The sequence below is a fragment of the Streptomyces sp. NPDC059567 genome (assembly GCF_042735655.1).
Lineage (GTDB): Bacteria > Actinomycetota > Actinomycetes > Streptomycetales > Streptomycetaceae > Streptomyces.
Window position 1 is genome coordinate 63,360 of sequence record NZ_JBHWBS010000006.1, and the last position, 24,445, is coordinate 87,804.

Here is a 24,445-nt window from a genome sequence, read left to right on the forward strand (position 1 = left end):
GAGCCCAGGGACAGCGGCCGGCGCGCATCGAGCCCCGGGACCAAGACCCGTGCGCTACGAGCCCGGGACCAGACCCGGTGCGTTACGAGCCCCGGGACCAAGACCGTGCGCGGCGAGGCGAGGGCCTCACCCCCGCCGTTACGAGCCCTTCGCCCCCGTCACGCCCTGCAGTCGGCCCGCGACCGTCACCCCGTCCTGCTCCGTGCCCGTCGGCTTCACCAGGACGGCCTGGCTCGACACCCACTCCTTGGTGACCGTGTTCTTCACGTCGCCGGTCAGCAGCGCCTTCACATCGGGCGTGACCTTCGGCCGGTAGCCCTGCGCCGCCGTCTGCCGCTCGAAGTAGCGCGTCGCGAAGAAGACCAGCGCCCCGCCGTCCTCCGTCGCGAGGCCCAGCGGCGCGAAGTCCCCGGCGTCGGCGACCTGGTCGATGTACTGCGTCGCCATGCCCACCCGCTTCGCGGCCTTCTGCCGCTCGTCCCGCCACTCGGTGGTGTGCGGCCCCGCCGCGAACTGGCCCTGCTCCCCGCCGCCGAGGAGCGAGACATAGCTCTGCCCCAGATCCCTGGGCGCCACGGCCAGCTCGGCGGAGTCCGCGGCGACCGGCACCGCGTAGCCGCCGTCCGTCTTGAACGCCGGGATCTCGTCCGGGGTCAGGATCGCCAGGTACGCGGCCTCCCACAGCTGCTCGGAGCCGTTGCGCACGAAGACGAGGAGCCAGCGGTTGTCGCCGTTGCCCTGGTCGGTGTCGCGGTTGGAGTCGGTGTCCGCGACGAACCAGCGCGGCCAGCCGGCCTTCTTCGGCAGCACGAACTTCGCGTCCGTCAGCTCCAGCGGCCGGTGGTCGGGGTTGCCGTTGGGACTGGTGATCGAACGGGACTTCAGGCCGGCCTGGTTGATCGCCCCGAGCGGCCCGGTGACCCGGCCGGCGTCGAGCGCGGGATCGTACGCCTTGTCCGCCTTGTTGTAGGCGTCGGTGAAGTCCTTGAGGGCCTGCTCGGCCTCACTCTTCGTCGCCGCCGGGAGCAGTTCCCGCTCGCCGTGCACCGTCACGCAGCCGCTCGCCGTCAGCGCCAGCACGGTCGCCGCCGTCGTCGCCACGAGTGCCCTCGACGGCCGCCTCAGCCTTCTCATCGATCGCCTTCTGCTTCTTCACCGGCACGGACGGACCCGACCCTACCGGGGCCAGGAACAGTACGAGCGTCGGGATCAGATAGAGCGCCCACACCGTGACCTGAAGAACCGTCGGATCGGGCTGGAAGTTGAAGACTCCCTTCAGGAGCGTTCCGTACCAACTGTCCGGCGGAATCGTCGCCGAGACGTCGAACGCCTTGTTCGCGAGCCCGTCCAGGAAGCGCGCTTCCTGGAGGTCGTGCACGCCGTACGCGAGGACACCGGCCGCCACCACGACGAGCATCCCGCCCGTCCAGGTGAAGAACCTCGCCAGGTTGATCCTCAGCGCCCCGCGGTAGAACAGCCAGGCCAGCAGCACGGCCGTCGCGATGCCGAGCAGCACCCCGATCAGGGGCGCGGACGTGCCGTCGGAGGAGGCGCGCACCGACGCCCAGACGAACAGCGCGGTCTCCAGGCCCTCGCGGCCGACCGCCAGGAAGGCGGTGGTGACCAGCGCTCCCGTGCCCATCCGCAGCGCCGCGTCCAGCCTGCCGTGCAGCTCCGCCCTCAGATGCCGGGCGGTGCGCCGCATCCAGAAGACCATCCAGGTCACCAGGACGACGGCGAGGATGGAGAGCGAGCCGCCGAGCAGCTCCTGCGCCTCGAAGGTCAGCTCCTGCGAGCCGAACTCGAGGCCGGCGCCGAAGGCCAGCGCGATGCCGACGGCGACCCCGATACCGATCCAGATCGGCCTCAGGGCCTCACGGTGGTCCGTCTTCACCAGGTACGCGATGAGGATGCAGACGACCAGGCCGGCCTCCAGGCCCTCGCGCAGGCCGATCAGATAGTTGCCGAACACGGCGTCTCCTTGTCTCCGTCCGCGGCTACGAGAACAGTGCCCGGCCCCACCAGTCGTCCTTGTCGCGGACGCCCGGCGGGACGGCGAACAGGGCCGAACCCACGTGCTGGATGTACTCGTTGAGGACGTCCGCGCGGGCCAGCGAGGTCTGCACCGGGACGAAGCCGGTACGGACGTCCCGCTGGTACGCGAGGAAGAACAGGCCCGCCTCCAGTCGGCCGAGACCGTCCGTGCCGTCCGTGAAGGAGTAGCCGCGGCGCAGGATCGTGGCCCCGTTGTTGGAGTCCGGGTGCGCGAGCCGGACGTGCGCCTCCGGCTTCATCGCCTTCAGGAACGGTTCGTCGTGCTCCTTGGCCTTGCCGACGGGCGCGCCCTCGCGTTTGTCCCGGCCGAAGATGTCCTCCTGCTCCTGGAGCGGAGTGCGGTCCCAGGTCTCGACGTTCATCCGGATCCGACGGGCGACCAGGTACGACCCGCCCGCCATCCAGGCCGCCCGGCCCGGGGCGTCCTGGGCGGGGACCCACACGTGCTTGTCCAGTGCCGCGGTGTCGGTGCCCGCGATGTTGCGGGTGCCGTCCTTGAAACCGAACAGATTGCGCGGGGTCTGCGCGTCGGGCGTCGTGGATGACGTCTTGCCGAAGCCCAGCTGCGACCAGCGCACCGCCACCTTGCCGAAGCCGATCCTGGCGAGGTTTCGGATCGCGTGCACCGCGACCTGCGGGTCGTCCGCGCACGCCTGGACGCACAGGTCGCCCCCGCTGCGCGCGGGGTCCAGGTTGTCGCCGGGGAACTTGGGCAGGTCGACGAGCGCGCCGGGTCGCCGGTCCTTCAGACCGAAGCGCCCGTCGAAGAGGGAGGGGCCGAAGCCGATGGTGAGGGTGAGCCGGGACGGCTTGAGACCGAGGGCCTCGCCCGTGTCGTCCGGCGGGGCCTCCGGCAGACCGCCGTAGGCGCCCTCGCCGACCTCGTGACCGGCCGTCATGCGCTCGGCTGCCCGCGTCCAGTCCTTCAGGAGCTGGACGAGCTCGGCACGGTCCCGCGTCTTCACGTCGAAGGCGGCGAAGTGCAGCCGGTCCTGGACGGCGGTGGCGATACCGGCCTGGTGCGGCCCGTGGAAGGGGACGGCCGCGCCGCTGTCGGCGACGGGCGCGGCGCTGTCCCCGCCACGGCTCAGGGCGACGGCGCCGCCGGCCGCGGCGGCGCCGAGCGCGAGCCCGGCGCCGCCCCAGCCGAGGAGCCTGCGCCGCGAGGTCGCGTCGGACGCGCGCGGGTCGCCGGCGCGCGGGCCGCTGTCACTCATGTGGTTCTCGCTCGCGTCGGGCATGTCCGCGTCCTCCTACTTCACAACCGCGGCCGCGAGCTTGGAGAGCGGCTCGGCCAGCGCGTTGACGCCGTCCGACAGCTCCTTGCGCTCGGCCTTGCCGACCTTGTCGTACGAGGTGAAGACGTAGGAGCTCTTGTCCGTGCGGTACTTGTCGAGGAGCGTGTTCAGCGCCGCGAACTGCTTGTCGAGTTCGGCGACGAGCTTCGGGTCGTTCTTCGACGCGACCGGCTTGAGCAGCTCGAAGGACTTCTGGGCGCCCTCGACGTTGGCCTTGAAGTCGACCAGGTCGGTGTGGGAGTAGCGCTCCTCCTCGCCGGTGACCTTGCCGGTGGCGACCTCGTCCAGGAGCTCCTTGGCGCCATTGGCCATCGAGGTGGGGGTGATGTCGGCCTTGCCGACCCGCTTCACCCAGTCCGCGAGGTCCTTGTCGAGGGCGTCGGCGAGCTGCTTCTCCCGGACGCCGATCTTCTTGTCCTGCCAGAGCGCCTTCTCCAGGCGGTGCCAGCCGGTCCAGTCCTTCGCCGGGTCCTGCCCGTCCTCCAGGCCGTCCTCGCGGACGTCGACCTTCGGGTCGATGTCGCCGAAGGACTCGGCGACCGGCTCGGTGCGCTCCCAGCCGATACGGGAGTCGGCGTACGCCTTCTTCGCCGCCTCGATGTCACCGGCGCGGACGGCGTCGGTGAAGACCTTCACCTTGGGCAGCGTCTCGTCGGCCTGTGCCTGTACGTACTGGCGGTAGGCGGCGACGGCGGCGTCCATCTCGGGGGAGCGCTTCGCGGCCGCGGCGCCACCGGTCACGGTGACCTTCTGCCGGATGCCGTCACCCTTCATGCCGGGCTTGCAGGCGATCTCGTAGTCACCGGCCTTGACCTCGGCGGTGATGGTGGCCTTCGTGCCGGGGCCGATGTTCTCGCGCTCGGTCACGATCCGGTCGTCCGGGTACAGGATGTAGACCTCGGTGACCTTCGAGCCCTGGTTCTCGACGGCGAGCTTCACGTGCCCGGCCGGGAACTCCTTCTTCGAGACCTCGCAGGAGTCGTCCTTCGCGACGACCTGGATCGAACCGTCGTCGCCCTTGGCGTCGCTTTTCTGGGTGCAGCCCGTGACGGCGGTCAGGGCCGCCACTGCGGTGGCGGCGGTGACGACGGAGAGACGGACGGCTCGCATAGGGGCTCCAGGGAGGACGGGGACGGGGTGAGGCGGACCTAACTTAACCGAGGCTTACCTCACTCGAACCGGGACGTCCAGTGATTCGCCCCTCACCTTCCGGGCGCGGGAACGGCAAGGTCACGACCTGCTCATCGGGGCCCCATGACAGGGTCAAGTGCGGGTCAAGGGGCCGGGTTTGTCCGTTTCGTCGGCGAGCGGGGCGCGGCGCGGGACGACCAGGGGAACGCCGGTCCGCGGGTGCGGCAGCACCTCCACCGGCTGCCGGTACACCCGGCTCAGCAACTCCTCCTCGAAGACCTCGGCGGGCGGTCCCTCGGCGGCGATCCGGCCGTCGTGCAGCACCCCGACGCGGTCCGCGTGCGCGGCGGCCAGACCGAGGTCGTGCAGCACGACCACGACCGCGACACCGGCCGCGGCACGCTCCCGGCAGACGCGCAGGACGAGTTCCTGGTGGCGCAGGTCGAGCGCGGCCGTCGGCTCGTCGAGCAGCAGCAGCGGGGTGCGCTGGGCGAGGACCCGGGCCAGGGCGACCCGGGCGCGCTCGCCGCCGGAGAGCGCGGAGAAGGGGCGGCTGGTGAAGTGCTCCACCTCGGTGGCCGCCATGGCCGCCGCGACGGCGGCCTCGTCCTCCTCCTCGTGCCCGGTCCCGGCCCACGGGGCCCGGCCCATCCGGACCACCTCCCCGACCGGGAAGGGGAACGCGAGCGCGGCCGCCTGCGGCAGCACGGCCCGGCGCAGGGCGAGTTCGGGCGCCGACCACTCGGCGGCGGTGCGCCCGCAGATCCGCACCTCCCCGCCGGACGGCGGGAGGTCGGCGGCGAGCGCGGCCAGCAGGGTCGACTTCCCGGCCCCGTTGGGCCCGACCAGAGCCAGCACCTCACCGGCCCGTACGACGGCGTCGACCCCGCCGAGCACCTCCCGCCCACCGAGCCCGACACGAAGCGCCCGTGTCTCCGCGACGACCTCGCCGGCCCGGGGAGGAGCGGGGAGCTCCCGCGTGCGGCGGGCGAGGAGACCGCGGATCATGCCCAACCACCTTGCTTGCGACGGGTCCTGCGCAGCAGCCAGAAGAAGAACGGGCTGCCGAAGAGGGCGGTCAGGACGCCCAGGGGGAGTTCGGCCGGGGCCGCGACCGTACGGGCCGCCAGGTCGCCGGCCGCGAGGACCACCGCGCCGCCGAGCGCGCTGCCCGGGACCAGGAAGCGGTGGCCCGGACCGTTCGCCATCCGCAGCAGGTGCGGGACGAGCAGACCGACGAACGTGATGATCCCCGCCACCGCGACCGCCGCCGCCGTCAGCAGCGCGACGACCAGGATCAGGATGATCCGCAGCCGCTCCACGTCCACGCCCAGGTGCCGCGCGGGCCGCTCGCCGAGCGCGAGGAGGTCCAGCTTGCGGGCGTAGAGCGGGGCGACGGCCAGCCCGACCAGCGCGCACGGCAGTACGGCGAGGACCTTCGGCCAGGTGGCCTGGGCGAGCGAGCCGAGCTGCCAGAAGGTGATCTGGGTGATCTGCGCGTTGTCCGCGAAGAAGATGAACAGGCCGATCAGGGCGCCTGCGAAGGCGTTCACCGCGATGCCGGTGAGGATCAGCGTCACCACTTCCGTACGGCCGTCCGAGCGGGACATCGCGTACACGAGGAAGACGGTCGCGAGGCCGGCCACGAACGCGCAGAAGGTGACCGTCCAGTTGCCGAAGAAGCTCAGCCCGAGCGCGATCGCCCCGACCGCGCCCACGGCCGCGCCGGCCGAGATGCCGATGACCCCGGGCTCGGCGAGCGGATTGCCGAACACGCCCTGCATCAGGGCGCCCGCGCAGCCGAGCGAGGCGCCGACGAGGATCGCGAGGACGACCCGGGGCAGCCGGATGTTCCACAGGACGCTCTCGGCGGAGCGCTCCAGGGCGTGGCCGCCGAGGCCGAGACGGTGCTGGACGGAGGCGAGTACGTCCCCCAGCGGGATCTCGTACGCCCCGATGCCGGCGGAGAGCAGGGCGAGGACCAGCAGCACGGCGAGGAGGACGAGGGCGAGCGTGGCGGCGGTGCCACGGGGAGCGCGGCGCGGGGCGCCTGGGGCCCGGCCCGGGGGTTCGGTCGCGGGCTCGTCCGCGGCGCGCGGGCCCGAGGGCTCGGGGCCGTCTTCCGTGCGCGGGGCCGGGGCCTGTGACGCCGGATCCGATGTCGTGTGCGCCGACCGGCCCGGCGCGTCCGGTCCGGTCGGGGCCGGCTCCGTCGTGCGGGACGGCGACGTCCCGCCCGGTGTCACCGAACCGTCGACGGCCGTCACTTCGCCGCCCCGTACAGCTGTGCCACCAGGGAGCGCAGCACCTGGTCCGTGCGCGGGCCGTAGTTGAGGAGTACGCCGTCGTCGATCGAGACGACGCGGCGGTCCATCCCGGCCGGTGTCTCCGCGACGCCGGGGATCCTCACCAGTCCGTCGACGCCGCCGACGGACTGAAGTCCCTTGCTCATCACGAGGATCGCGTCGGGCGCGGCGGCGGCCAGCGCCTCGCTCGTGATGGGGGTGAAGTCCTTCTTCAGCCCGGACTCCTTGCCCGCGTCGACGGCTCCCGCCGCCTCCAGCAGGGACGCGGCCCCGGACTCGGCCCCGCCGAGCAGATAGACGGCCGCCGATCCCCGTACGTAGAGGAAGGCCACCCGCGGGCTGTCCTTCCTCTCGGCGGGAACGTCCTTGCGGACGGCGTTGATCCGGTCCTGGGTGCGCTTCTTCAGCAGGGCTCCCGCGTCCGGCACTCCGAGCGCCGCGGCGACCGTGTCGATGCGGGTGGAGATGTCCGCGAGCTCCTTCGCCGGCTTCACCACGAAGAGCGGGATGCCCGCGTCACGGATCTGATCGATCGCCTCGGCCGGTCCGGTGGAGGTGTCGGCGAGGACGACGGTCGGCCGCAGCGAGAGCACGCTCTCGGCGGAGACGTCGTGAGCGCGGGTCACCACGGGCAGTTTCGCGGCCTGTTCGAAGGTCGCGGTGATGTCGCGGGCGACGACCCGCTCGCCGAGACCGAGGGTGAAGACGATCTCGTTGAGCGAGCCGGTGAGCGGGACGATCCGCTCCGTGGAGGCGACGGTCACCCGGCGGCCGTCCGCCGAGCCGACCGTGACGGGCAGCTTCGACTTCGGGCTCCCGGCGAGGGGTTCGACCCGGTCGGGCGCGGCCTGAGTGGTGCCCGCCGCGGGCGTGGCCCTTCCGGGTGCGCTTCCGCCGCCGCAGCCGGTCGCCGTGAGAGCGAGGGCGAGTGCCGATACCAGCACACCCGCGAGGCGAGATCTCTGCACGGAGAAGCACCGTCCTGTTCGTTCTGGGCAGCAGCCTGTCGCTTCGGCTCCGGATAGCTTAGGTTAGCCTTACCTCACTTGCTAGCCCTCGGAGGGGTTCCATGCTGCTGTCCAGACCGGCCCGGGCGCTCGTCGTCGCGCTCTTCGCCGCGCTCCTCGGGTCGCTGCTCCCGGCCACCGCCGCCCATGCGGCGGGCCGTACGGTGCAGGGCGGCAGACTCGACTGGGGAATCAAGTCCTCCTTCCAGAGTTATGTCACCGGCCCCATCGCACACGGCAGTCGGAACCTCACCAGCGGCGCCGCCACCGTCGGCGGCAGCCGGTTCCGCTTCCATTCCGCCCAGGGGTCCTACGATCCGGCGAGCGGATCCTTCGAAGCCGGCTTCACCGGCGGAGTGCACTTCCTCGGCCACCGCAAGACCGACGGCACCCACGAGCTGGACCTGAGGATCAGCCGGCCCCGCGTCCGGATCGAGGGCGGGCGCGGCACGCTCTACGCAGACATGGCCGGCAAGGCCAAGGGGACGGGGCAGGTCACGACCTCCTCCCAGGTCCCGCTCGCCGCGCTCGACCTGTCCGGCATCGACATGCGCGGCGGCGGCAGCCCGATCTCCCTCGGCAATGTCCCCACGACGCTGACCTCGCAGGGCGCGCGTGCCTTCGCCGGGTACTACACGGCAGGGACGCCGCTCGACCCGATCAGCCTCACCGTCGACGTCAAGACGGCCGCCGAGCCGAGCGCCACCAAGTCGCCGGAGCCGACGGCCGGTTCCTCCGCCGCCACCGGATCCTTCCGGGACGCGGCGGTCGACTGGGGTGTGCGCCGCACCTTCCGCGAGTACGTCACCGGCTCCATCGCCCAGGGCAAGTGGGCCCTGTCCGGCGGCGCCCAGGACGGCGGCGCGCTCTTCCGCTTCCCGCAGGGCAAGGGCACGTACGACCCGGCGAAGAAGACGCTCGACGCCGCCTTCGCCGGCGCCGTCCGCTTCACCGGCACCCACCTCGACCTCGCTCTCGGCGCCGTCACGGTCAAGGTGGCCGGCGGCAAGGGGACGCTCGCCGCCGATGTCACCAGCGGCGGCAAGACCGAGAAGGCCGTCCCCCTGATCACCTTCACGGCCGCCGACTTCGCGCCGAAGAACGGCCTCGCCGCGCTGACGGAGGTGCCCGCCACCCTCACGGAGGGCGGCGCCAAGGCGTTCGGCGGGATGTACAAGGCCGGGACCGAGATGGACCCCGTGTCGCTGGCCGTCGCGGTCGACGCGAAGACGCAGCTGCCCGCGCTGCCGGACCTCGGCAGCGACGCGAAGCCCTTGGCCTCCGCCTCCGCCTCGGCTTCCGCTTCGGACGCCGCCGCGAAGACGGCCGCTTCGAGCGAGTCCACCGGCGTGGGCACGTATCTCGCCATCGGCGCGGGCGTGCTCCTGGTGGCGGCCCTCGCCGCCCTCGCCGTCGTACGCCGCCGCAAGACCGCCGCGGTCTCCTCCGCCGACACCGACTCGTCCTCCGACTCCTCCTCCGGCGCCACCGACTCGCCCTCCGACGCCGACTCCTCCTCCGGCACCACCACCTCCGACTGAACCCCCGATTCCCACCCCCGTAGGGAGACCACCCACCATGCCCACCGCCACCCGACGCCCTGTCGTCCTCGCCGCCGCCGTCGCCACCGCGGCCACTCTCGGCGCGAGCGTCTTCGCCCTGCCCGCCCTCGCGGCCGACGGAGCGGACAAAGCAGCCGCCGCTCCCGCGATGGAGCTGAAGGACGGCACGCTGGACTGGGGCTTCAAGGAGTCCTTCCGCAAGTACCTCGCCTCGCCGATGGCGCAGGGGAAGACCACGGTCGGAGGCGGCGCGAAGCAGGCGGCGGACAACGGCGTGTTCACCTTCGTGGACGGCACCGGTACGTACGACACCGGGACGCACGCCACCGCCAACGCCTTCAAGGGCAGCGTGCACTTCGAGGCCCACGGCGGCGTCCTCGACATCACGCTCTCCGACGTGAAGCTGACCACCAAGGGCACGGCCGCGCCGACCGGCGAGATCACCGCCGACGTGGTCACCAAGGGCAAGGACGGCGCGTTCGTCACGCGGGACGACGTCGCCGTGGCCGCGCTCGACATGACCGGCATGCGACCGGGCCAGGGCGCGGGCGGCGCGATGGTCTTCAAGGACATACCGGCGAAGCTGACCAAGGGCGGCGCGGAGGCGTTCGCCGGCTTCTACAAGGAGGGCGACGCGCTCGACGCGGCGACGCTGACGGTGAAGCCGGGCGGCACGTCCCCGAGCCCGAGCCCGACCCCGACCAAGACCTCCAAGCCGAGCCCGAGCCCGACCCCGACGAAGACCACGGCGCCGCCGACCACCGCCCCGACCACCGCACCCACGGGCACCCCGTCGGTCCAGAACGGCAAGCTCACCTGGGGCGTGAAGGAGTCCTGGCGCACGTACGTCGTCGACACCTGCGGCGGCAAGGCGACGGCGAGCGGCGGGGCGAAGAAGAACGGCGCGGTCTACGACTTCGCCTTCGGCTCGGCCCGGTGGGACGCGAACGCCCGCAAGGCCGACGCGGCCTTCAACGGCACCGTCCGCTTCGAGTGCGCCGCCCACACCATCGACTGGACCATCAGCGACGTGAAGGTGAAGGCCAAGGGCTCGACCGGCACGCTCGTCGCGGACGTCGCCACCGCCACCGGCAAGAAGAACGACGTGACCTTCGCCGATCTCGACCTGTCGAAGGCCGACTACACGGCGAAGAACGGTGTCGTCACCCTGGCGAACATCCCGGCCGAACTCACGAAGGACGGCGCGGCCCAGTTCGCCGGCCCGGGCGGCCAGGCCTTCTACCAGCCGGGCACCGCCATCGACCCCGTGACCGTCGCCCTCACCGTGGACAAGGACACCGCTCTGCCGACCACGACCACCGGCGGAACCTCGGGCGGTGGCTCGACCACCGGCGGCTCGTCCACCACCGGCGGCGGAACGGTCGGCGGCTCCGGCTCCCTCGCCGCCACGGGCGCGGGCGTCCCGACCGGCGCCCTGCTCGGCGCGGCCGGCGCCACGGCCCTCGCGGGCGCGGCCGTCGTCTTCGCCGTCCGTCGCCGTACGACGGAGTCCTGAGCCCCGCTCCTGAAAGACCGCCACCCCCACAGACAGGGCCGCACCCCGGAGACGGCGGTGCGGCCCTGTCGCGTACCCGGCTAGCGTGTGGGGCATGTCCCTGCGCCTGCGCCGCGAGCACCTCCCCGGGTCGGTGTTCCGCATCGACGGACCGCCCGAACCGCCGCCCCTGCGCTGGGAGATGACGGACGGCCGACGGATGCTGCTGCGCCAGTCGGGGCGGCCCGTCCTGCTCGCCCGCGTCGACGAGGACCGGGGAGGGGTCCGGGTCCACCGCCGCCCCGGCTACCGCTCGCCCCTCCCGCCGATACGCGCCGACGAATCCAGGCAGCGGCCCGACTGGGTGCGCCGGTACGCGGCTCGGCTGGACGCCGCCGACGAGGGTCCCCTGCATCCGGGGCGGTGGGCGCTCGGGACGCGTGACGTGTTCCCGCCGTACGTCTGGGGTGAGGACTTCGTCACGGCGTGGCCGGACGGATATCTGGAGTGGGACAGGAACGGCTGGAACGGCGTCGTCCCGCTGCGGAAGCTGTCCGCCCCGGACGCCCCGCGCGTCAAGGCGTACCGCAGGCAGGCCAGGGAGGGCAGCCTCGCCCCCGTACTGCTGTGGTCGGTGGCGGCCCTCGACGGCTGGATCCTCCTCGACGGCCACGACCGGGCGGTGGCGGCCCTCGCCGAGGGCGGGACGCCGCGCACGGTCGAGCTGACCAAGGCGGAGGACGAGGCGACGGTGGCCGAGCGGTTCGCGGCGCTGCCCGCGCAGGAGCGGGAACTGCGGACGCGCGCGTTCGGAGGTCCCGAACCCGAGCGGCAGCGAGCGGCGTTCCTGCGCGGACTCTCCGATTACGCCGCGGGAATTCCGTACGACGAGGGACGCACGACAGGGTGGCCGATTCCGGGTGGACCGGCGGAATGGGACGCCTGGATGCTTGAATTCCGCCATGCACACGACCGTGACGAGTAGCGCCACCGACATCGACGTCCTGCGCGTCTTCTGCGCGGGCGACGGCCGGTACGGCAACGCCCTGGGTGTCGTCCGCGACGGACGCGCGCATCCCGACGAGGCGTCCCGGCAGGCGCTCGCCAAGGAGCTCGGCTTCAGCGAGACCGTGTTCGTCGACGACCCGGAGCGCGGGAACGTCGACATATACACACCCGGAGTGCGGCTGCCGTTCGCCGGTCACCCGCTGGTCGGGGCGGCCTGGCTGCTCGACGTGGAGGTCGTCCGCCCGCCCGCGGGCGAGGTCTGGGTGCGTGGGGACGGGGAGTTCACCTGGATCGAGGCCCGCGCCGAATGGGCCCCGCCGCGCACCCTGCGGCGGTACGCCTCGGCCGAGGAGGTCGACGCGCTCTCCGTGCCCGAGCCGGGGGTGTGGGTGTATGCCTGGGCCTGGGAGGACGAGGCGGCCGGACGGATCCGGGCGCGGGGGTTCCCGGGGCGCGGGGACGGCATCGACGAGGACGAGGCGACCGGCGCGGCCGCCCTGTTGCTCACGGCCGAGCTGGGCCGGGCCCTGAACATCACACAGGGCCGGGGGTCACAGATCCTGACGGCCCCCGGCCCCGGCGGCGTGATCGAACTGGGCGGACGAGTCCGCCTGGAGCGAACACTCACCCTCCCACGCTGAGCCCCGACGGGCGCCGCGCCCGCTCACGCGCGTAGGCGCACCCGGGCCGACGATGCACCGCACGCACCCACCGCGACGCTCCCGCGTCGACGAGCACCCGCGGACGCACCCCGGGCCCGAGGCACCGCACGCACCCACCGCGACGCTCCCGCGTCGACGAGCACCCGCGGACGCACCCCGGGCCCGAGGCACCGCATGCACCCACCGCCGATGCGCACCCGCCGGCGCTTCCGCGGACGTACCCACACCGACTCGCACCCGCGGGCGTAGCCACGCTCACCAGTGACGCTCACGCGCTGAGCGGGAACTCGCTTCCCAGCTCGCGGAAGACCGCGCCGTTGAAGTCGAACGCGCGCTTGCACTCGTCGATGATCCGCTGCTTCTCCAGATCGTCGGCGTTCACCGCGTCGAGCAGCTCCCGGTACCCCCGCTTGAAGGCCGCCGGGTTCGTGATCTCGTCGAAGACGTAGAACCGGACGCCGTCGCCCTTGCGCGCGAAGCCCCACGTGCGCTCGGCCTTGTCGCGGATGATCTGGCCGCCGGACAGGTCGCCCAGGTAGCGCGTGTAGTGGTGGGCCACATAACCCGCCGGCCACTCCCGCGCGCACTCCGCCACGCGGGCGGCGTACGCGACGGTCGCGGGCAGGGGCGTGAGCCCGGCGCGCCACTCCGGGCCCCGGAGATGGGCGAGGTCCTGCTCCAGCGCGGTGGTGCGGAACAGCTCCGGCTGTATGAAGGGCCCGGCGACCGGGTCGTTCTTCAGCGCCTCGGCGCCGTCCTCCAGCGCGCGGTACACGAACCAGAGCTGCTCCGTGTACCGCGTGTACGCGTCCACGGCGAGACGTCCCCCGAGGAGGTCGCTCATGAAGGTCGACGTCTCGGCCTCGGTGTGCTGCTCGTGCGAGGCCGTGCGGATGAGCGTCGAGAAGGGCGTGTCCAAGGCGTGCCTCCGGGACCGATGGGGACGAGAACCTGCTGCGATACTGCTACTTAGGCTTACCTAAGTCAACTGGTTCCCGACGACCTGTCGGTAAAACGCTACCCCGGTACGGGCTCAGGGCAACGTAAGGATTTCGGCCCCGGTCTCCGTGACGACCAGCGTGTGCTCGAACTGCGCCGTCCGCTTTCGGTCCTTGGTCACGACCGTCCAGCCGTCGTCCCACATGTCGTACTCGTGCGTGCCCAGCGTCAGCATCGGCTCGATCGTGAACGTCATGCCGGGCTGGATGACCGTGGTGGCGTGCGGGGAGTCGTAGTGCGGGACGATCAGCCCGGAGTGGAACGACGAGTTGATGCCGTGCCCGGTGAAGTCGCGGACGACGCCGTAGCCGAAGCGCTTGGCGTACGACTCGATGACCCGGCCGATGATGTTGATCTGGCGGCCCGGCTTGACCGCCTTGATGGCCCGGTCGAGCGACTCGCGGGTGCGTTCGACGAGCAGCCGGGACTCGTCGTCCACGTCGCCGCAGAGGTAGGTGGCGTTGTTGTCGCCGTGGACCCCGTTGATGTACGCCGTGACGTCCAGGTTCACGATGTCGCCGTCGTTGAGGACGGTGGAGTCGGGGATTCCGTGGCAGATGACCTCGTTGACCGAGGAGCAGAGCGACTTCGGGAAGCCGCGGTAGCCGAGGGTGGAGGGGTACGCCCCGTGGTCGCACATGAACTCGTGCGCGACCCGGTCAAGCTCGTCCGTGGTGACACCCGGCGCGATGTGCTTGGCGGCCTCCTCCATCGCCTGCGCGGCGATGCGGCCGGCGATCCGCATCCGCTCGACGGTGTCGGAATCCTGCACCTCGGGCCCCGTGTACGGGGTGGGTGCGGGCTTCCCGACGTATTCGGGACGACGGATGGCTCCCGGAACGGAGCGGTGGGGGGAGATCTCCCCCGGTACGAGCAGCGACTGGCCAGACATGTCAGCGAGTCTAACGACCGCGTCTGGGGCAGCATGGCCTCAGAGGAAGGAGCCGACGATGGCCCTGTTCAAGAAGCGCACGGTGGGCAAACCGGGCGAGTGGTACTACTGCCTGGAGCACAAGAAGGTCGAGGAGGGCCCGGAGTGCCCGTCGAAGAACCGCTTCGGACCGTACGCCACACGTGAGGAGGCGTCCCACGCGATGGAGACCGCGCGGGAACGCAACGTGGAGTGGGATACGGACCCCAAGTGGCACGACGCCCCGAAGTCCGACGAGACGCCGGACTAGCCGGCGCCCGCCCGGCCGGACGGCCCCAGGGAGCGCCCGGCCGCGGGGCCGCCCCTTCCGCTCACGCTCGTCAGGCCGGGGCCCCGGTCCCGGCCTCCCGCGCGTCGCGTGCCTCCCGCTCCTCCTGCGCGGCCTTGTGGCGCAGCGCGTCCTCGTCCGTGTCGGAGTCGTACATCAGGAGCTTCGGCAGGGTCAGACAGAGCAGACCGACCGAGGCCACGCAGGCCACGCCGCCCGACCAGACCGCCGCCCGCGTCCCCGTCCAGCCCGCCATGGCGCCCGCTCGGACCTGGCCCAGCTGCGGGCCGACGCTGTAGGAGAGGACCTCGATCCCGGCGAGCCGGCCACGCAGCTCCTCCGGGATCGTCTGGTTCCAGATCGTGGCGCGGCCCAGGCCGCTCGCCATGTCGCCGGCGCCCGCGAACGCCAGGCACAGCAGCACGAGCCAGATGTTCGAGAACCAGCCGGCCGCGGCGATCGCCAGCCCCCAGGCCGTGGCACCGCAGACGACCAGCCACCCGTGCCGTCGGATCCGTGAGGTCCAGCCGCTGGTCAGGCCGAGGACGAGCGAGCCGACCGAGCCCGCCGCGTACATCAGGCCCAGCGACCAGTCCGCGTCCAGCTCGTCCGCGAGGAACGGGAAGATCGTGTTCGGGAAGGCGAAGAACATCGCGGCGAGGTCGATCACGTACGTACCCAGCAGCACCGGCCGTGACCAGGCGTACCGCGCTCCCTCGACGATCCCGCGGAGGGACGGCTTGTCCGCGTCGTGCGCGGGCGGCGCGGGGGAGAGCCGCAGACACAGGAGTACGGAGGCGAGGAAGCCGGCGATCGTCACGCCGTACGCGGGAGCGTGACCGGCGTACGCCACGAGCAGACCCGCGAGGGCCGGTCCGGCGATGGTGCCCATCTGCCAGCGCAGCGAGTTGAGCGCCGCGGCGGCGGTCTGCTGGTCGTGCGGCACGATCCGGGCGAGCAGTGAGTCCAGGGCGGGGCGCTGGAGCCCGGCGAGCGCGGAGACGCCGGCGGCGACGACGTACAGCGGCCAGAGCATCGGCTCGGGCAGGAGCGAGTTGAGCAGCAGGAGCAGGGCGAGCAGCCCGAGCCCCGCCTCGGTGGCGACGAGGACCTTGCGCCGGTCGACGGCGTCGGCGAGCGCGCCGCCGTAGAGCCCGAAGACGACCAGCGGGACGAGCTCGACCGCGCCCATCGCGCCGACGGCGAGCGGCGACCCGGTCAGATCCTTGATCTGCAGCGGCAGCGCGATCATCGCCACGGCGCTGGAGAAGAAGGCGACGAGCCCCTGCACCCACAGCAGCCGGAAGTCGCGGGAGGACCGCCACGGCGTCAGATCGGGCAGCACGGCGGAGAGCTTCGAGGTCACGAGGCGCCATGCTCCGTCGGCGGCCGTTCGCACGGCAACCGAATTACGACGGTACGGGTGGGGCGGACCGGACCACGGTGCCGAGGCCCCGGGCTCCGGCCGCGGCCGGCACAGGGCACATGGGCCACGGTGGCGCCGGTCTGTCCCAGGGCACGCGGGCCTCGGTGCGCGAACCGGCGGACCGTGGCGTCTCCGTCGACCGCTACCAGCCCGGCGGTGGTGGTGACGTCAAGTGGTCGGCCAGGCGGGACAGTCGGTCGCGGAGGCGGCGGCCGCCGCGGGGGGACGGCAGGCTGTTCTCGCCGGCCGCCGCGCTCACCAGGTGCTGCACCGTGTCCAGGTCGACCTCCGCGTCCGCGGCCACCGTCAGCGTCTCGTGCGCCAGGCCGTGCACCTCCGGGTCGCCGGCGTCCAGCGAGAGCACCGTCGCCCCCGCCCTCCGGGCGTCGTGGACCCGCTCCAGAAGCCCCGCGTCGGGCCGTTCCGGCGCCACCATGAGCAGCGTCCCCCCGCGGCGCGCCGACTCCAGTCGGCCGAGCCCCACCGCCAGGTGCGCCGGATCGCCCGGCCGCACGTGGTGGCGCACCAGCGTCGGCGCCAGCTCCGGCTGCCCCGACCAGGTCGCCTCGTCCACGAGGTGCGCCGCCAGATGCCAGGGCTCGTAATCCGCCGTCCCCACCAGGAGCAGCCCGCCCCCGTGGGGCACGACGGAGGACCGGAGCGAACCCGCGAAGCCCCGGGCCGCCGCCGGCCACTCGGTCCCGGCCAGTACTTCCCGCAGCAACGCGACCCGCACGGCATCCATGGCGCCGCATCCTGCCGCAGCAGCTGCCCGCGCGGTGGCCGGTTGCCGAGGAACCACCCGTACGGGAGACGCGCCCTCACCACCGGCCAGTAATGTCGAGGCCATGACTTCCTCCACTCCCGCCCCCGCCCCCAAGGACCCCTGGGACCTCCCCGACGTGTCCGGTCTCGTCGTCGGCGTCCTCGGCGGCACCGGCGACCAGGGCCGCGGTCTCGCCTACCGGCTCGCGAAGGCCGGCCAGAAGGTGATCATCGGCTCCCGCGCCGCCGAGCGCGCGCAGACCGCCGCCGACGAGCTGGGCCTCGGCGTCGAGGGCGCCGACAACGCCGAGTGCGCCCGCCGCAGCGACATCGTGATCGTCGCCGTTCCGTGGGACGGGCACGCCAAGACCCTGGAGTCGCTGCGCGCCGAACTCGCAGGCAAGCTCGTCGTCGACTGCGTCAACCCGCTCGGCTTCGACAAGAAGGGCGCCTACGCCCTCAAGCCCGAGGAGGGCTCCGCGGCCGAGCAGGCCGCCGCCCTGCTGCCCGAGTCCCGGGTCGCCGCCGCCTTCCACCACCTCTCGGCCGTCCTGCTCCAGGACCCCTCGATCGACGAGATCGACACGGACGTGATGGTCCTCGGCGAGGAGCGTGCCGACGTCGAGATCGTCCAGGCGCTCGCCGGCCGCATCCCCGGGATGCGCGGCGTCTTCGCCGGCCGGCTGCGCAACGCCCACCAGGTCGAGTCGCTGGTCGCCAACCTGATCTCGGTCAACCGCCGTTACAAGGCCCACGCGGGCCTGCGCGTCACCGACGTCTGACCGGGGCCCGAGCGGTCGGGGGCATGGGGGACACTGGACGGGCACCATCAGCCGTACCCGGACAGGAGCCGACCCCCATGCCCCGCCTCGCTCTCTACGCCCTCGCCGTCTGCGCCCTCGCCGTCGTCGCGGCCGTCGTCTCCTTCGTCTCGGGCAGCTGGCTCGGCGTCGTCTGGGTGCTCCTGGCCGGCCTCTCCTCCAACATGGCCTGGTACTACATCCGTCGCGCCAAGGCCACCGAGACGGCCTAGACCTCGCAGAGCTCCGGCGTCTCCTGCCAGAAGCGGTAGAGGTTCGAGCCGCAGTAGCGGGAGATCTCCGGCACGCCCAGCGCCCGCATCAGCGCGTCGATCGCGTCGAAGAACGCGCCGTTGACCGCCGGGACGAAGAGCAGCGCGATCACGACGAAGAAGCCGTACGGCGCGTACGGCTCGATCTGCCGCTTGATCTTGTACGACAGCCAGGGCTCGATCACCCCGTAGCCGTCGAGGCCCGGCACCGGCAGGAAGTTCAGGAGCGCGGCCGTCACCTGGAGGAACGCCAGGAAGGCCAGCGCGTACTGGAAGGCGAGCGGGACGCCGTCCAGCGCGTCCAGCCAGAACGGCGCCGTGCACACGACCGCGAACAGGACGTTCGCCAGCGGACCCGCCGCCGAGATCAGACTGTGCTTCCAGCGGCCCTTGATCCGGCCCTGCTCGATGAAGACCGCCCCGCCCGGCAGGCCGATACCGCCCATGATCACGAAGAGCACCGGCAGGATGATGCTCAGCACGGCGTGGGTGTAGGCGAGGGGGTTGAGCGTGAGGTACCCCTTCGCACCGACCGTGATGTCGCCGCCGTGCAGCGCGGTGCGGGCGTGCGCGTACTCGTGGAGGCAGAGCGAGACGATCCACGCCGAGGTGACGAAGAGGAAGATCGCCAGACTGGTCGAGGACGCGAAATCGGTCCACACGGCCCAGCCGGTGACCGCCATGACGGCGAGGATGGCCAGGAAGACCGGGCTGATCCTGCGCTCGTGGCTACGGGTGGTGGCCGTGGTCATGGGTGGGACTCCCTGGGGCGCGGCGGGGTGTGTGCGGGAAACGTGCCGGGGCGGGGGTGAGTTCCTGCGATGATCCCCGGCTCACGGAGAATAGGGCCTGTGCGCTATTCCGTCCTCGGCCCCACCCAGGTCCACACCGTCCACGGCACGCCCGTCGCCCTCGGCGGTGCCCGGCTGCGGGCGCTGCTGACCGTGCTGGCCCTGCGGGCCGGGCGGACCGTGCCGGTCGGCGTCCTCGTCGACGAGGTGTGGGACGGGGCCCCGCCGGCCGACGGCGCCGCGGCGCTCCAGGCCCTGGTGGGGCGGCTGCGGCGGGCGCTCGGGCGGGACGCGGTGGAGTCGGCCCCGGGCGGCTACCGGCTGGCGGCCGGGCCCGAGGACGTGGACGCGCACCGTTTCGAGCGGCTGGCGGGGGAGGGGGTACGGGCGTTCGGCGCGGGCGACCCGGCACGGGCGGCGGAGCTGCTCGACGAGGCGCTCGGCCTGTGGCGCGGCCCCGCGCTCGCCGATCTGCCGGACCGCACGGCGGAGGCCGCCCGCTGGGAGGCCCGCCGCCTCGACGCCCGCCGTGCCCGCTTCGACACCGCCCTCGCGCTGGGCGAGGGCGCGTCGGTCCTCCCCGAGCTGGTCGCCCTCTGCGAGGTCCACCCGCTGGACGAACCCCTCCGGGCCCTGCGCATCCGGGCCCTCCGCGACACGGGCCGCGCGGCGGAGGCCCTCGCCGCCTACGAGTCCTTCCGCCGCGACCTGGCGAACCGCCTCGGTACGGACCCCTCCGCCACGCTCCGGGCCCTCCACGCGGAGCTGCTGTCACCGGAGGCCGGGACGAGCAGCCCCGGCCAGGGGCGGACACCCCACGAGCCGCCCGCCCGGGCCGGCGCCGGCGCGCAGGACGACCTGGCAGGGACCGGCTCGCCACGAGGCGCCACCGGCGCCCCCGCCGGGCCGGCGGGACGGCCCGGATCCGGGTTCCGGGAGGCCTTGGCGGCCACCGGCCCGGCGCACGACACCGGTGTCGCCGCCCGGCCTTCGGGGCCGGACGCATCCGTGGCCCCGGCGGCCCCCGGCCCGGCGCAGGACGCCACCGGCGGCCCTGCCGGGCCTGCGGGGCCCGGGGGATCGTGGGTCCCCGAGGGCCAACGCCCGGCGCAGGACGCCACCGACGGCCCCGCCGCTCCCGCGGGGCCGCCCGGATCCGTCGCGTCGGCGGCGTCCGGCCCGGCCCAGGCCGCAGGGCGTGACGCGGAGGTCCTCGCGGATCCGCGGCGCACCGCCGCCCCGCCCCGCCCCGGCAATCTCCGGGCGCGGCTCACCAGTTTCGTCGGGCGGGGTCAGGACATCGTCCAGCTCCGGGACGACCTGTACGGGAGTCGGCTCGTCACCCTTCTCGGGCCCGGCGGGGCCGGGAAGACGCGGCTCTCGCAGGAGGCGGCCGAGCATGCCGCCGACGGCGGGGCGTGGCCGGACGGGGTCTGGCTCGCCGAGCTCGCACCCGTCACCGACCCCGAGGCCGTCACCGAGGCCGTGCTCGGGGCCGTCGGGGCGCGCGAGACGGTGCTGCGCGGCGCGGGCGCGGAGGAGCTGCGCGGCACCGACACCCCGCTCGGACGCCTCGTCGAGCACTGCGCCTCGCGCCGGCTCCTGCTCATCCTGGACAACTGCGAACACGTGGTGGACGCGGCGGCGGCCCTCGCCGAGTCGCTGCTCGCCCGCTGCCCGGGCGTGACGGTCCTCGCCACGAGCCGCGAACCGCTCGGTGTCCCCGGGGAGTTCCTGCGCCCCGTGGAGCCGCTGTCGCCCGAGAGCGCGCTGCGTCTGCTCGGGGAGCGCGGGGCCGCGGCCCGGGCCGGCTTCACCCCCGGCGACGACCCCGGGGCATGCGCCGAGATCTGCCGGCGCCTCGACGGCCTCCCGCTCGCGATCGAGCTGGCGGCGGCGCGGCTGCGACTGCTGACACCACGCCAGATCGCCGACCGCCTCGACGACCGCTTCCATCTCCTCACCTCGGGAGCCCGTACCGTCCTGCCCCGCCAGCAGACCCTCCGCGCGGTGGTCGACTGGTCCTGGGACCTGCTCGACGCGCCCGAACGGGCCGTCCTGCGCCGCCTGTCGGCCTTCACGGGCGGCTGCGACCTGGAGGCGGCGGAGGCGGTGTGCGGCACCACCCCGGACGACATCCTCGACCTCCTCGGGTCGCTCGTCGACAAGTCGCTGGTCGTCGCCGCGCCCGCCGACGACGGGACGATGCGCTACCGCCTCCTGGAGACCGTCGCCGAGTACACCGGCGAGCGGCTCGACGAGGCGGAGGAGCGGGCGGAGGTCGAGCGGCGCCATCTCGTCCACTACCGCGAACTCGCCCGCCTCACGGACCCCGAGCTCCGGGGCAGCGGCCAGCTCCGCGCCATGACCTGGTTCCGGACCGAGTACGAGAACCTGCGCACCGCCCTGCGCCACGCCGTCGCCGCCCGGGACGAGCACGAGGCGCTCCTGCTCGTCCATTCCCTCCTCTGGTACTGGCAGATGCGCGACCTGCGCGCCGACGCCCTGCACTGGTCCGAGGCCGCCGCCGCCCTCGGGCCCGACCCCTTCGCGCCGCCCGCCGCCCCCGTCGTACCGCTCCACGAGCCCTGCACCGCCACGCCCCCGCCGCTGAGCGAGGAGCAACTGTGGGAGGCCCGGCGCGGGGTGCGGCTGATCGGGCTCCTCAACATGGACCACATGACGGGCGACTGGACCACGCCCGAGGGGATCGAACGGCTCAAGCGGATCACCGCCGTCTACCGGCCCGGGCTCCCGCAGACCTGCCGACTCCCCGGCTCCTTCGCCGTCTTCGCCGTCATCATCATCGGCGAGGCGGGCAGGATGCGGGAGCTGCTGGACGCCACCGTCGACGCCTGTCGCCGCTTCCGCTACGACTGGGAACTCGCCAACGCCCTCACGCTCCGCGCCAACATGCTGGCCAACCGGGTGGACTGGGCCGGTGCCGCGGCCGACGACGCCGACGAGAGCCTGGAGATCTTCGTCCGCCTCGGCGACTCCTGGGGAACGGCCGAGGCCCTCTCCGCGCGCGGAGAGGCCCGCGAGCGGCAGCTTCGCTTCGAGGGTGCGGCCGAGGACTTCGTCGCCGCCATCGGATACGCCGAGCGGATCGGCGCCCAGTCCCAGATGGCGCTGTTGCGCGCCCGGTACGCCGACATGCTCTCGCTGACCGGTCGAGCCGAGGAGGCGGAGGAGATCCTGCGCGAGGTCGTGGCGGCTGTTGAGAACCGCGGACACGAACCGACGCTCGCCGCCCGGCTGTTCCTGGCCATGCTGCTCGGCCGCACCGGCCGCACCGCCGAGGCCCGCGCGCTCCTCACCGCGCTCCTGGACGACTTCAGCTCCGAGACGCTGTCGATCTTCGGCGGGTTCACTCTCGGCGGCCTCGGCTGGCTGGACAACCTCGACGGTCGGTACGCCTCGGCGCTCGCCCACTCCAGGAAGGCTCTCGAACGCTCCCTGGGCACCCTGTCGATGGTCGTCGCCCCCCAGATGCCCGCCATCCACCTGATCACCGCCGCCTGGGCCCTGGCCGGGCTCGGCGGCCCCGGCGCGGCGCTCGGCGCCCGGCTCATCGGGGCGCACGAGGGCCTGCTCCCGAAGGCCCATCTGCTCTCGCCGCCCGAGCGCGACAACCTGGAGCGCGCCACGGAACTGGCCCGCTCCGTGCTCGGCGACGAGGCGTTCGAGGCCGCGTACGCGGAGGGCGACGGCCTCTCCTGGGAGGAGGCCGCCGCCCTGCTCGAACGCGCCGACGCGATCCAGGGGCGCGTCGAGTCCTGAACCCGTCCTGAACCCCCGTACGGATCAGGTCTTCTTGCGGAACTTGGCGACCGCGAGCGGTGCCGTCACGGCCGTGATCACCACGGCCCAGCCGAGCGTCATCCACACCGAGTCGCCGACCGGGGTGCCGTTGATCATGGCACGGGCGGCGTCGGCGAGGTTCGACAGCGGGTTGTAGTCGGTGAAGGTCTCCAGCCAGCCGGGCATCGAGGTCGGCGGGGCGAAGATCGAGGAGCCGAACTGCAGCGGCATCAGAACGATCATGGCCATTCCCTGGACGGCCTGGGCCGTCTTCATCGCGAGACCGAGCAGGATGAAGATCCACATCAGCGAGGCGCCGAAGACCATGGACAGACCGATGGCGGCGAAGAGGTCCAGGATCGAGCCCTTGATCTCCAGGCCCAGCAGGAAGCCCATGCCGAGGAGGATCGCGGTGGCGATCAGCATCCGGCCGATCTCGACGACGATCTTCGCGATCAGGACGGAGGACCGGGCGATCGGCATCGTCCGGAACCGGTCCATGACCCCCTTCTTGAAGTCGTCGTTGATGCCCGTGCCGACGGCCATCGCGATGTTCATGCCCATCATCGCCATCAGGCCGGGGACCACGTAGTTCACGTACGCGTCGTTGTTGCCCTTGCCGGAGATCGCGCCGCCGAAGACGTACACGAAGAGCAGCACGAAGATGATCGGCATCAGGACGACGTCGAACATCGACTCCGGGTCCTGCTTGATCTGCAGTGCGTTCCGCCGGGCCAGGGCGCCGATGTGGCGGAGGTTGGCGCGCAGGCCGATCCGGCCCTCGCCGCCGGGCGCCGTGCGCACCGGGGCAGGACCCGGTGCGTCGACGGGAGCCTTGGTGAGCTGTGTGGTCGTCGTGGTGCTCACGCGGCGACCTCCTCGAGGGTCGTGTCGGAAACGGTCGTCTTCTCGCCCGTGATGGCGAGGAAGACCTCGTCCAGGCTGGGCAGGTGCGTGCCGATGTGGGCGATGCCGTACCCGCGCGCGCCCAGCAGGCCCACGACGGCGGTCAGCTGCTCGTCGCTCAGGATCGGGACGTAGAGCACGCCCTCGTCGGGGACGACGGTCGAGCCGGCGATGCCGTCCAGGCCCGACTCGCGCAGCGCGGCGGCCATCGCGGGCAGGTCGGCCGGGTCCACCGGGCGGATCGTGAGCGTGCGGCCGCCGACGCGGGCCTTGAGCTCGTCGACCTTGCCGTTGGCGATGACCTTGCCGCGGTCGATGACGGTCAGCTCGCTCGCGAGCTGCTCCGCCTCCTCCATGTACTGCGTGGTCAGCAGCACGGTCACGCCCTCGGCGACCATCCTCTTGACCTCGTCCCAGACCTCGTTGCGGGTGCGCGGGTCGAGGCCGGTGGTGGGTTCGTCCAGGTAGAGGACGGCGGGCTGCCCGATCATCGAGGCGGCGAGGTCGAGCCGCCGGCGCATTCCGCCGGAGTACTGCATCGCGGGCCGCTTGGCGGCCTCGGTGAGCGAGAACCGCTCCAGGAGGTCGTCGGCGCGGCGCCGGGCGTCCTTGCGGGAGAGGTCGAGCAGCCGCCCGATCATGTAGAGGTTCTCCCAGCCGGAGAGCTTCTCGTCGACCGAGGCGTACTGGCCGGTGAGGCCGATCGTGCGGCGGAGCTGGCGGGGCTGCTTCACCACGTCGTAGCCGGCGACGGTGGCGGTCCCGGAGTCCGGGACGATGAGCGTGGACAGGCAGCGGACGAGGGTGGTCTTGCCCGCCCCGTTCGGGCCGAGCACGCCGAGGACCGTGCCCTCCCGGACGTCGAGGTCGACCCCGTCGAGGGCCTTCGTCTCGCCGTAGTGCTTCACGAGGCCTCGTACCTCGACGGCGTTGTGTGCGGATCGCGTCATGCCCTCATG

22 protein-coding genes are annotated in these 24,445 nt (G+C 72.8%); 8 read left to right on the plus strand and 14 right to left on the minus strand.

Annotated elements, in window-relative coordinates; all coding sequences use genetic code 11:
- Positions 1-138: 138 nt before the first annotated feature.
- The 7 genes from ACFVZW_RS05255 to ACFVZW_RS05285 form a co-directional block, all read right to left on the minus strand.
- Positions 139-1,101, minus strand: coding sequence for a hypothetical protein (locus ACFVZW_RS05255; protein WP_384517110.1), 963 nt, complete (start codon positions 1,099-1,101; stop codon positions 139-141).
- Complete coding sequence (gene efeU, locus ACFVZW_RS05260; RefSeq protein WP_384516962.1) at positions 1,004-1,972, minus strand: iron uptake transporter permease EfeU; 969 nt, start codon at positions 1,970-1,972, stop codon at positions 1,004-1,006. The genes ACFVZW_RS05255 and efeU overlap by 98 nt, the downstream gene beginning before the upstream one ends.
- Positions 1,973-1,997: 25 nt before the next feature.
- Positions 1,998-3,272, minus strand: coding sequence for an iron uptake transporter deferrochelatase/peroxidase subunit (efeB, locus tag ACFVZW_RS05265; protein WP_384517113.1), 1,275 nt, complete (start codon positions 3,270-3,272; stop codon positions 1,998-2,000).
- Between the two features lie 36 nt (positions 3,273-3,308).
- Positions 3,309-4,463: an iron uptake system protein EfeO gene (efeO, locus tag ACFVZW_RS05270; RefSeq protein ID WP_384516964.1), complete on the minus strand. Its 1,155-nt coding sequence runs from the start codon at positions 4,461-4,463 to the stop codon at positions 3,309-3,311.
- Between the two features lie 153 nt (positions 4,464-4,616).
- On the minus strand, positions 4,617-5,492 hold the full coding sequence (locus tag ACFVZW_RS05275; RefSeq protein WP_384516967.1) for a heme ABC transporter ATP-binding protein: 876 nt from the start codon (positions 5,490-5,492) through the stop codon (positions 4,617-4,619).
- Positions 5,489-6,751 carry an iron chelate uptake ABC transporter family permease subunit gene (locus tag ACFVZW_RS05280; protein WP_384516970.1) on the minus strand — a complete coding sequence of 421 codons (1,263 nt, stop codon included), beginning with the start codon at positions 6,749-6,751 and terminating at the stop codon, positions 5,489-5,491. Before ACFVZW_RS05280 ends, ACFVZW_RS05275 begins: the two co-directional genes overlap by 4 nt.
- A complete protein-coding gene (locus ACFVZW_RS05285) occupies positions 6,748-7,758 on the minus strand; it encodes a hemin ABC transporter substrate-binding protein (RefSeq protein ID WP_384516973.1) in 1,011 nt (336 codons plus the stop codon). The genes ACFVZW_RS05280 and ACFVZW_RS05285 overlap by 4 nt, the downstream gene beginning before the upstream one ends.
- A gap of 101 nt (positions 7,759-7,859) precedes the next feature.
- On the opposite strand from ACFVZW_RS05285, the gene ACFVZW_RS05290 reads away from it, so the two are divergent.
- From ACFVZW_RS05290 to ACFVZW_RS05305, 4 genes are all read left to right on the plus strand, one after another.
- Positions 7,860-9,338, plus strand: a complete 1,479-nt coding sequence (locus ACFVZW_RS05290; RefSeq protein ID WP_384516976.1) for an HtaA domain-containing protein — start codon at positions 7,860-7,862, stop codon at positions 9,336-9,338.
- 37 nt (positions 9,339-9,375) lie between these two features.
- Complete coding sequence (locus tag ACFVZW_RS05295; protein WP_384516979.1) at positions 9,376-10,875, plus strand: HtaA domain-containing protein; 1,500 nt, start codon at positions 9,376-9,378, stop codon at positions 10,873-10,875.
- Between the two features lie 94 nt (positions 10,876-10,969).
- Entirely contained in the window at positions 10,970-11,839 is an 870-nt protein-coding gene (locus tag ACFVZW_RS05300; RefSeq protein WP_384516982.1) for a hypothetical protein, read from the plus strand.
- A complete protein-coding gene (locus ACFVZW_RS05305; protein WP_384516985.1) occupies positions 11,817-12,503 on the plus strand; it encodes a PhzF family phenazine biosynthesis protein in 687 nt (228 codons plus the stop codon). The genes ACFVZW_RS05300 and ACFVZW_RS05305 overlap by 23 nt, the downstream gene beginning before the upstream one ends.
- 289 nt (positions 12,504-12,792) lie before the next feature.
- Here ACFVZW_RS05305 and ACFVZW_RS05310 read toward each other — a convergent pair whose 3' ends face one another.
- The gene (locus ACFVZW_RS05310; protein ID WP_384516987.1) at positions 12,793-13,443 is read right to left on the minus strand and encodes a heme oxygenase (biliverdin-producing); all 651 of its coding nucleotides are present in this window, start codon (positions 13,441-13,443) and stop codon (positions 12,793-12,795) included.
- A 114-nt stretch (positions 13,444-13,557) separates the two neighbouring features.
- Positions 13,558-14,415, minus strand: coding sequence for a type I methionyl aminopeptidase (gene map / locus ACFVZW_RS05315; protein WP_384516990.1), 858 nt, complete (start codon positions 14,413-14,415; stop codon positions 13,558-13,560).
- A 58-nt stretch (positions 14,416-14,473) separates the two neighbouring features.
- Here map and ACFVZW_RS05320 point away from each other — a divergent pair, with 58 nt between their 5' ends.
- Positions 14,474-14,704, plus strand: a complete 231-nt coding sequence (locus ACFVZW_RS05320; RefSeq protein ID WP_384516993.1) for a hypothetical protein — start codon at positions 14,474-14,476, stop codon at positions 14,702-14,704.
- A gap of 70 nt (positions 14,705-14,774) precedes the next feature.
- On the opposite strand, the gene ACFVZW_RS05325 is transcribed toward ACFVZW_RS05320, so the two are convergent.
- Together ACFVZW_RS05325 and ACFVZW_RS05330 are read right to left on the minus strand one after the other, a co-directional pair.
- On the minus strand, positions 14,775-16,088 hold the full coding sequence (locus ACFVZW_RS05325) for an MFS transporter (protein ID WP_384516996.1): 1,314 nt from the start codon (positions 16,086-16,088) through the stop codon (positions 14,775-14,777).
- 202 nt (positions 16,089-16,290) lie between these two features.
- Complete coding sequence (locus ACFVZW_RS05330) at positions 16,291-16,893, minus strand: hypothetical protein (RefSeq protein ID WP_384516999.1); 603 nt, start codon at positions 16,891-16,893, stop codon at positions 16,291-16,293.
- 103 nt (positions 16,894-16,996) lie between these two features.
- Between ACFVZW_RS05330 and npdG the strand changes: the two genes are divergently transcribed.
- Together npdG and ACFVZW_RS05340 are read left to right on the plus strand one after the other, a co-directional pair.
- Entirely contained in the window at positions 16,997-17,695 is a 699-nt protein-coding gene (gene npdG, locus ACFVZW_RS05335) for an NADPH-dependent F420 reductase (RefSeq protein ID WP_376440286.1), read from the plus strand.
- A gap of 23 nt (positions 17,696-17,718) precedes the next feature.
- Positions 17,719-17,946: a hypothetical protein gene (locus tag ACFVZW_RS05340; protein ID WP_384517002.1), complete on the plus strand. Its 228-nt coding sequence runs from the start codon at positions 17,719-17,721 to the stop codon at positions 17,944-17,946.
- Here the strand turns inward: ACFVZW_RS05340 and ACFVZW_RS05345 are convergent.
- The gene (locus ACFVZW_RS05345) at positions 17,943-18,737 is read right to left on the minus strand and encodes a site-2 protease family protein (RefSeq protein WP_384517005.1); all 795 of its coding nucleotides are present in this window, start codon (positions 18,735-18,737) and stop codon (positions 17,943-17,945) included. The genes ACFVZW_RS05340 and ACFVZW_RS05345 overlap by 4 nt on opposite strands.
- Positions 18,738-18,806: 69 nt before the next feature.
- Between ACFVZW_RS05345 and ACFVZW_RS05350 the strand changes: the two genes are divergently transcribed.
- On the plus strand, positions 18,807-22,559 hold the full coding sequence (locus ACFVZW_RS05350) for a BTAD domain-containing putative transcriptional regulator (RefSeq protein WP_384517008.1): 3,753 nt from the start codon (positions 18,807-18,809) through the stop codon (positions 22,557-22,559).
- Positions 22,560-22,583: 24 nt separating this feature from the next.
- Here ACFVZW_RS05350 and ACFVZW_RS05355 read toward each other — a convergent pair whose 3' ends face one another.
- Together ACFVZW_RS05355 and ACFVZW_RS05360 are read right to left on the minus strand one after the other, a co-directional pair.
- Entirely contained in the window at positions 22,584-23,447 is an 864-nt protein-coding gene (locus ACFVZW_RS05355; RefSeq protein ID WP_384517010.1) for an ABC transporter permease, read from the minus strand.
- Positions 23,444-24,436, minus strand: coding sequence for an ATP-binding cassette domain-containing protein (locus tag ACFVZW_RS05360; protein WP_384517013.1), 993 nt, complete (start codon positions 24,434-24,436; stop codon positions 23,444-23,446). The genes ACFVZW_RS05355 and ACFVZW_RS05360 overlap by 4 nt, the downstream gene beginning before the upstream one ends.
- Positions 24,437-24,445 lie beyond the last annotated feature (9 nt).

Excerpts from the sequence above, each read along its gene's own strand:
- ACFVZW_RS05340 (WP_384517002.1), top strand. The coding sequence starts at position 17,719 with ATGGGGGACACTGGACGGGCACCATCAGCCGTACCCGGACAGGAGCCG.
- map (WP_384516990.1), bottom strand. The coding sequence starts at position 14,415 with ATGTCTGGCCAGTCGCTGCTCGTACCGGGGGAGATCTCCCCCCACCGC.
- ACFVZW_RS05345 (WP_384517005.1), bottom strand. The coding sequence starts at position 18,737 with ATGACCACGGCCACCACCCGTAGCCACGAGCGCAGGATCAGCCCGGTC.
- ACFVZW_RS05305 (WP_384516985.1), top strand. The coding sequence starts at position 11,817 with ATGCACACGACCGTGACGAGTAGCGCCACCGACATCGACGTCCTGCGC.
- ACFVZW_RS05275 (WP_384516967.1), bottom strand. The coding sequence starts at position 5,492 with ATGATCCGCGGTCTCCTCGCCCGCCGCACGCGGGAGCTCCCCGCTCCT.
- ACFVZW_RS05290 (WP_384516976.1), top strand. The coding sequence starts at position 7,860 with ATGCTGCTGTCCAGACCGGCCCGGGCGCTCGTCGTCGCGCTCTTCGCC.
- npdG (WP_376440286.1), top strand. The coding sequence starts at position 16,997 with ATGACTTCCTCCACTCCCGCCCCCGCCCCCAAGGACCCCTGGGACCTC.
- ACFVZW_RS05300 (WP_384516982.1), top strand. The coding sequence starts at position 10,970 with ATGTCCCTGCGCCTGCGCCGCGAGCACCTCCCCGGGTCGGTGTTCCGC.
- ACFVZW_RS05320 (WP_384516993.1), top strand. The coding sequence starts at position 14,474 with ATGGCCCTGTTCAAGAAGCGCACGGTGGGCAAACCGGGCGAGTGGTAC.
- ACFVZW_RS05360 (WP_384517013.1), bottom strand. The coding sequence starts at position 24,436 with ATGACGCGATCCGCACACAACGCCGTCGAGGTACGAGGCCTCGTGAAG.
- ACFVZW_RS05295 (WP_384516979.1), top strand. The coding sequence starts at position 9,376 with ATGCCCACCGCCACCCGACGCCCTGTCGTCCTCGCCGCCGCCGTCGCC.
- ACFVZW_RS05350 (WP_384517008.1), top strand. The coding sequence starts at position 18,807 with ATGATCCCCGGCTCACGGAGAATAGGGCCTGTGCGCTATTCCGTCCTC.
- efeO (WP_384516964.1), bottom strand. The coding sequence starts at position 4,463 with ATGCGAGCCGTCCGTCTCTCCGTCGTCACCGCCGCCACCGCAGTGGCG.
- ACFVZW_RS05330 (WP_384516999.1), bottom strand. The coding sequence starts at position 16,893 with ATGGATGCCGTGCGGGTCGCGTTGCTGCGGGAAGTACTGGCCGGGACC.
- efeB (WP_384517113.1), bottom strand. The coding sequence starts at position 3,272 with ATGAGTGACAGCGGCCCGCGCGCCGGCGACCCGCGCGCGTCCGACGCG.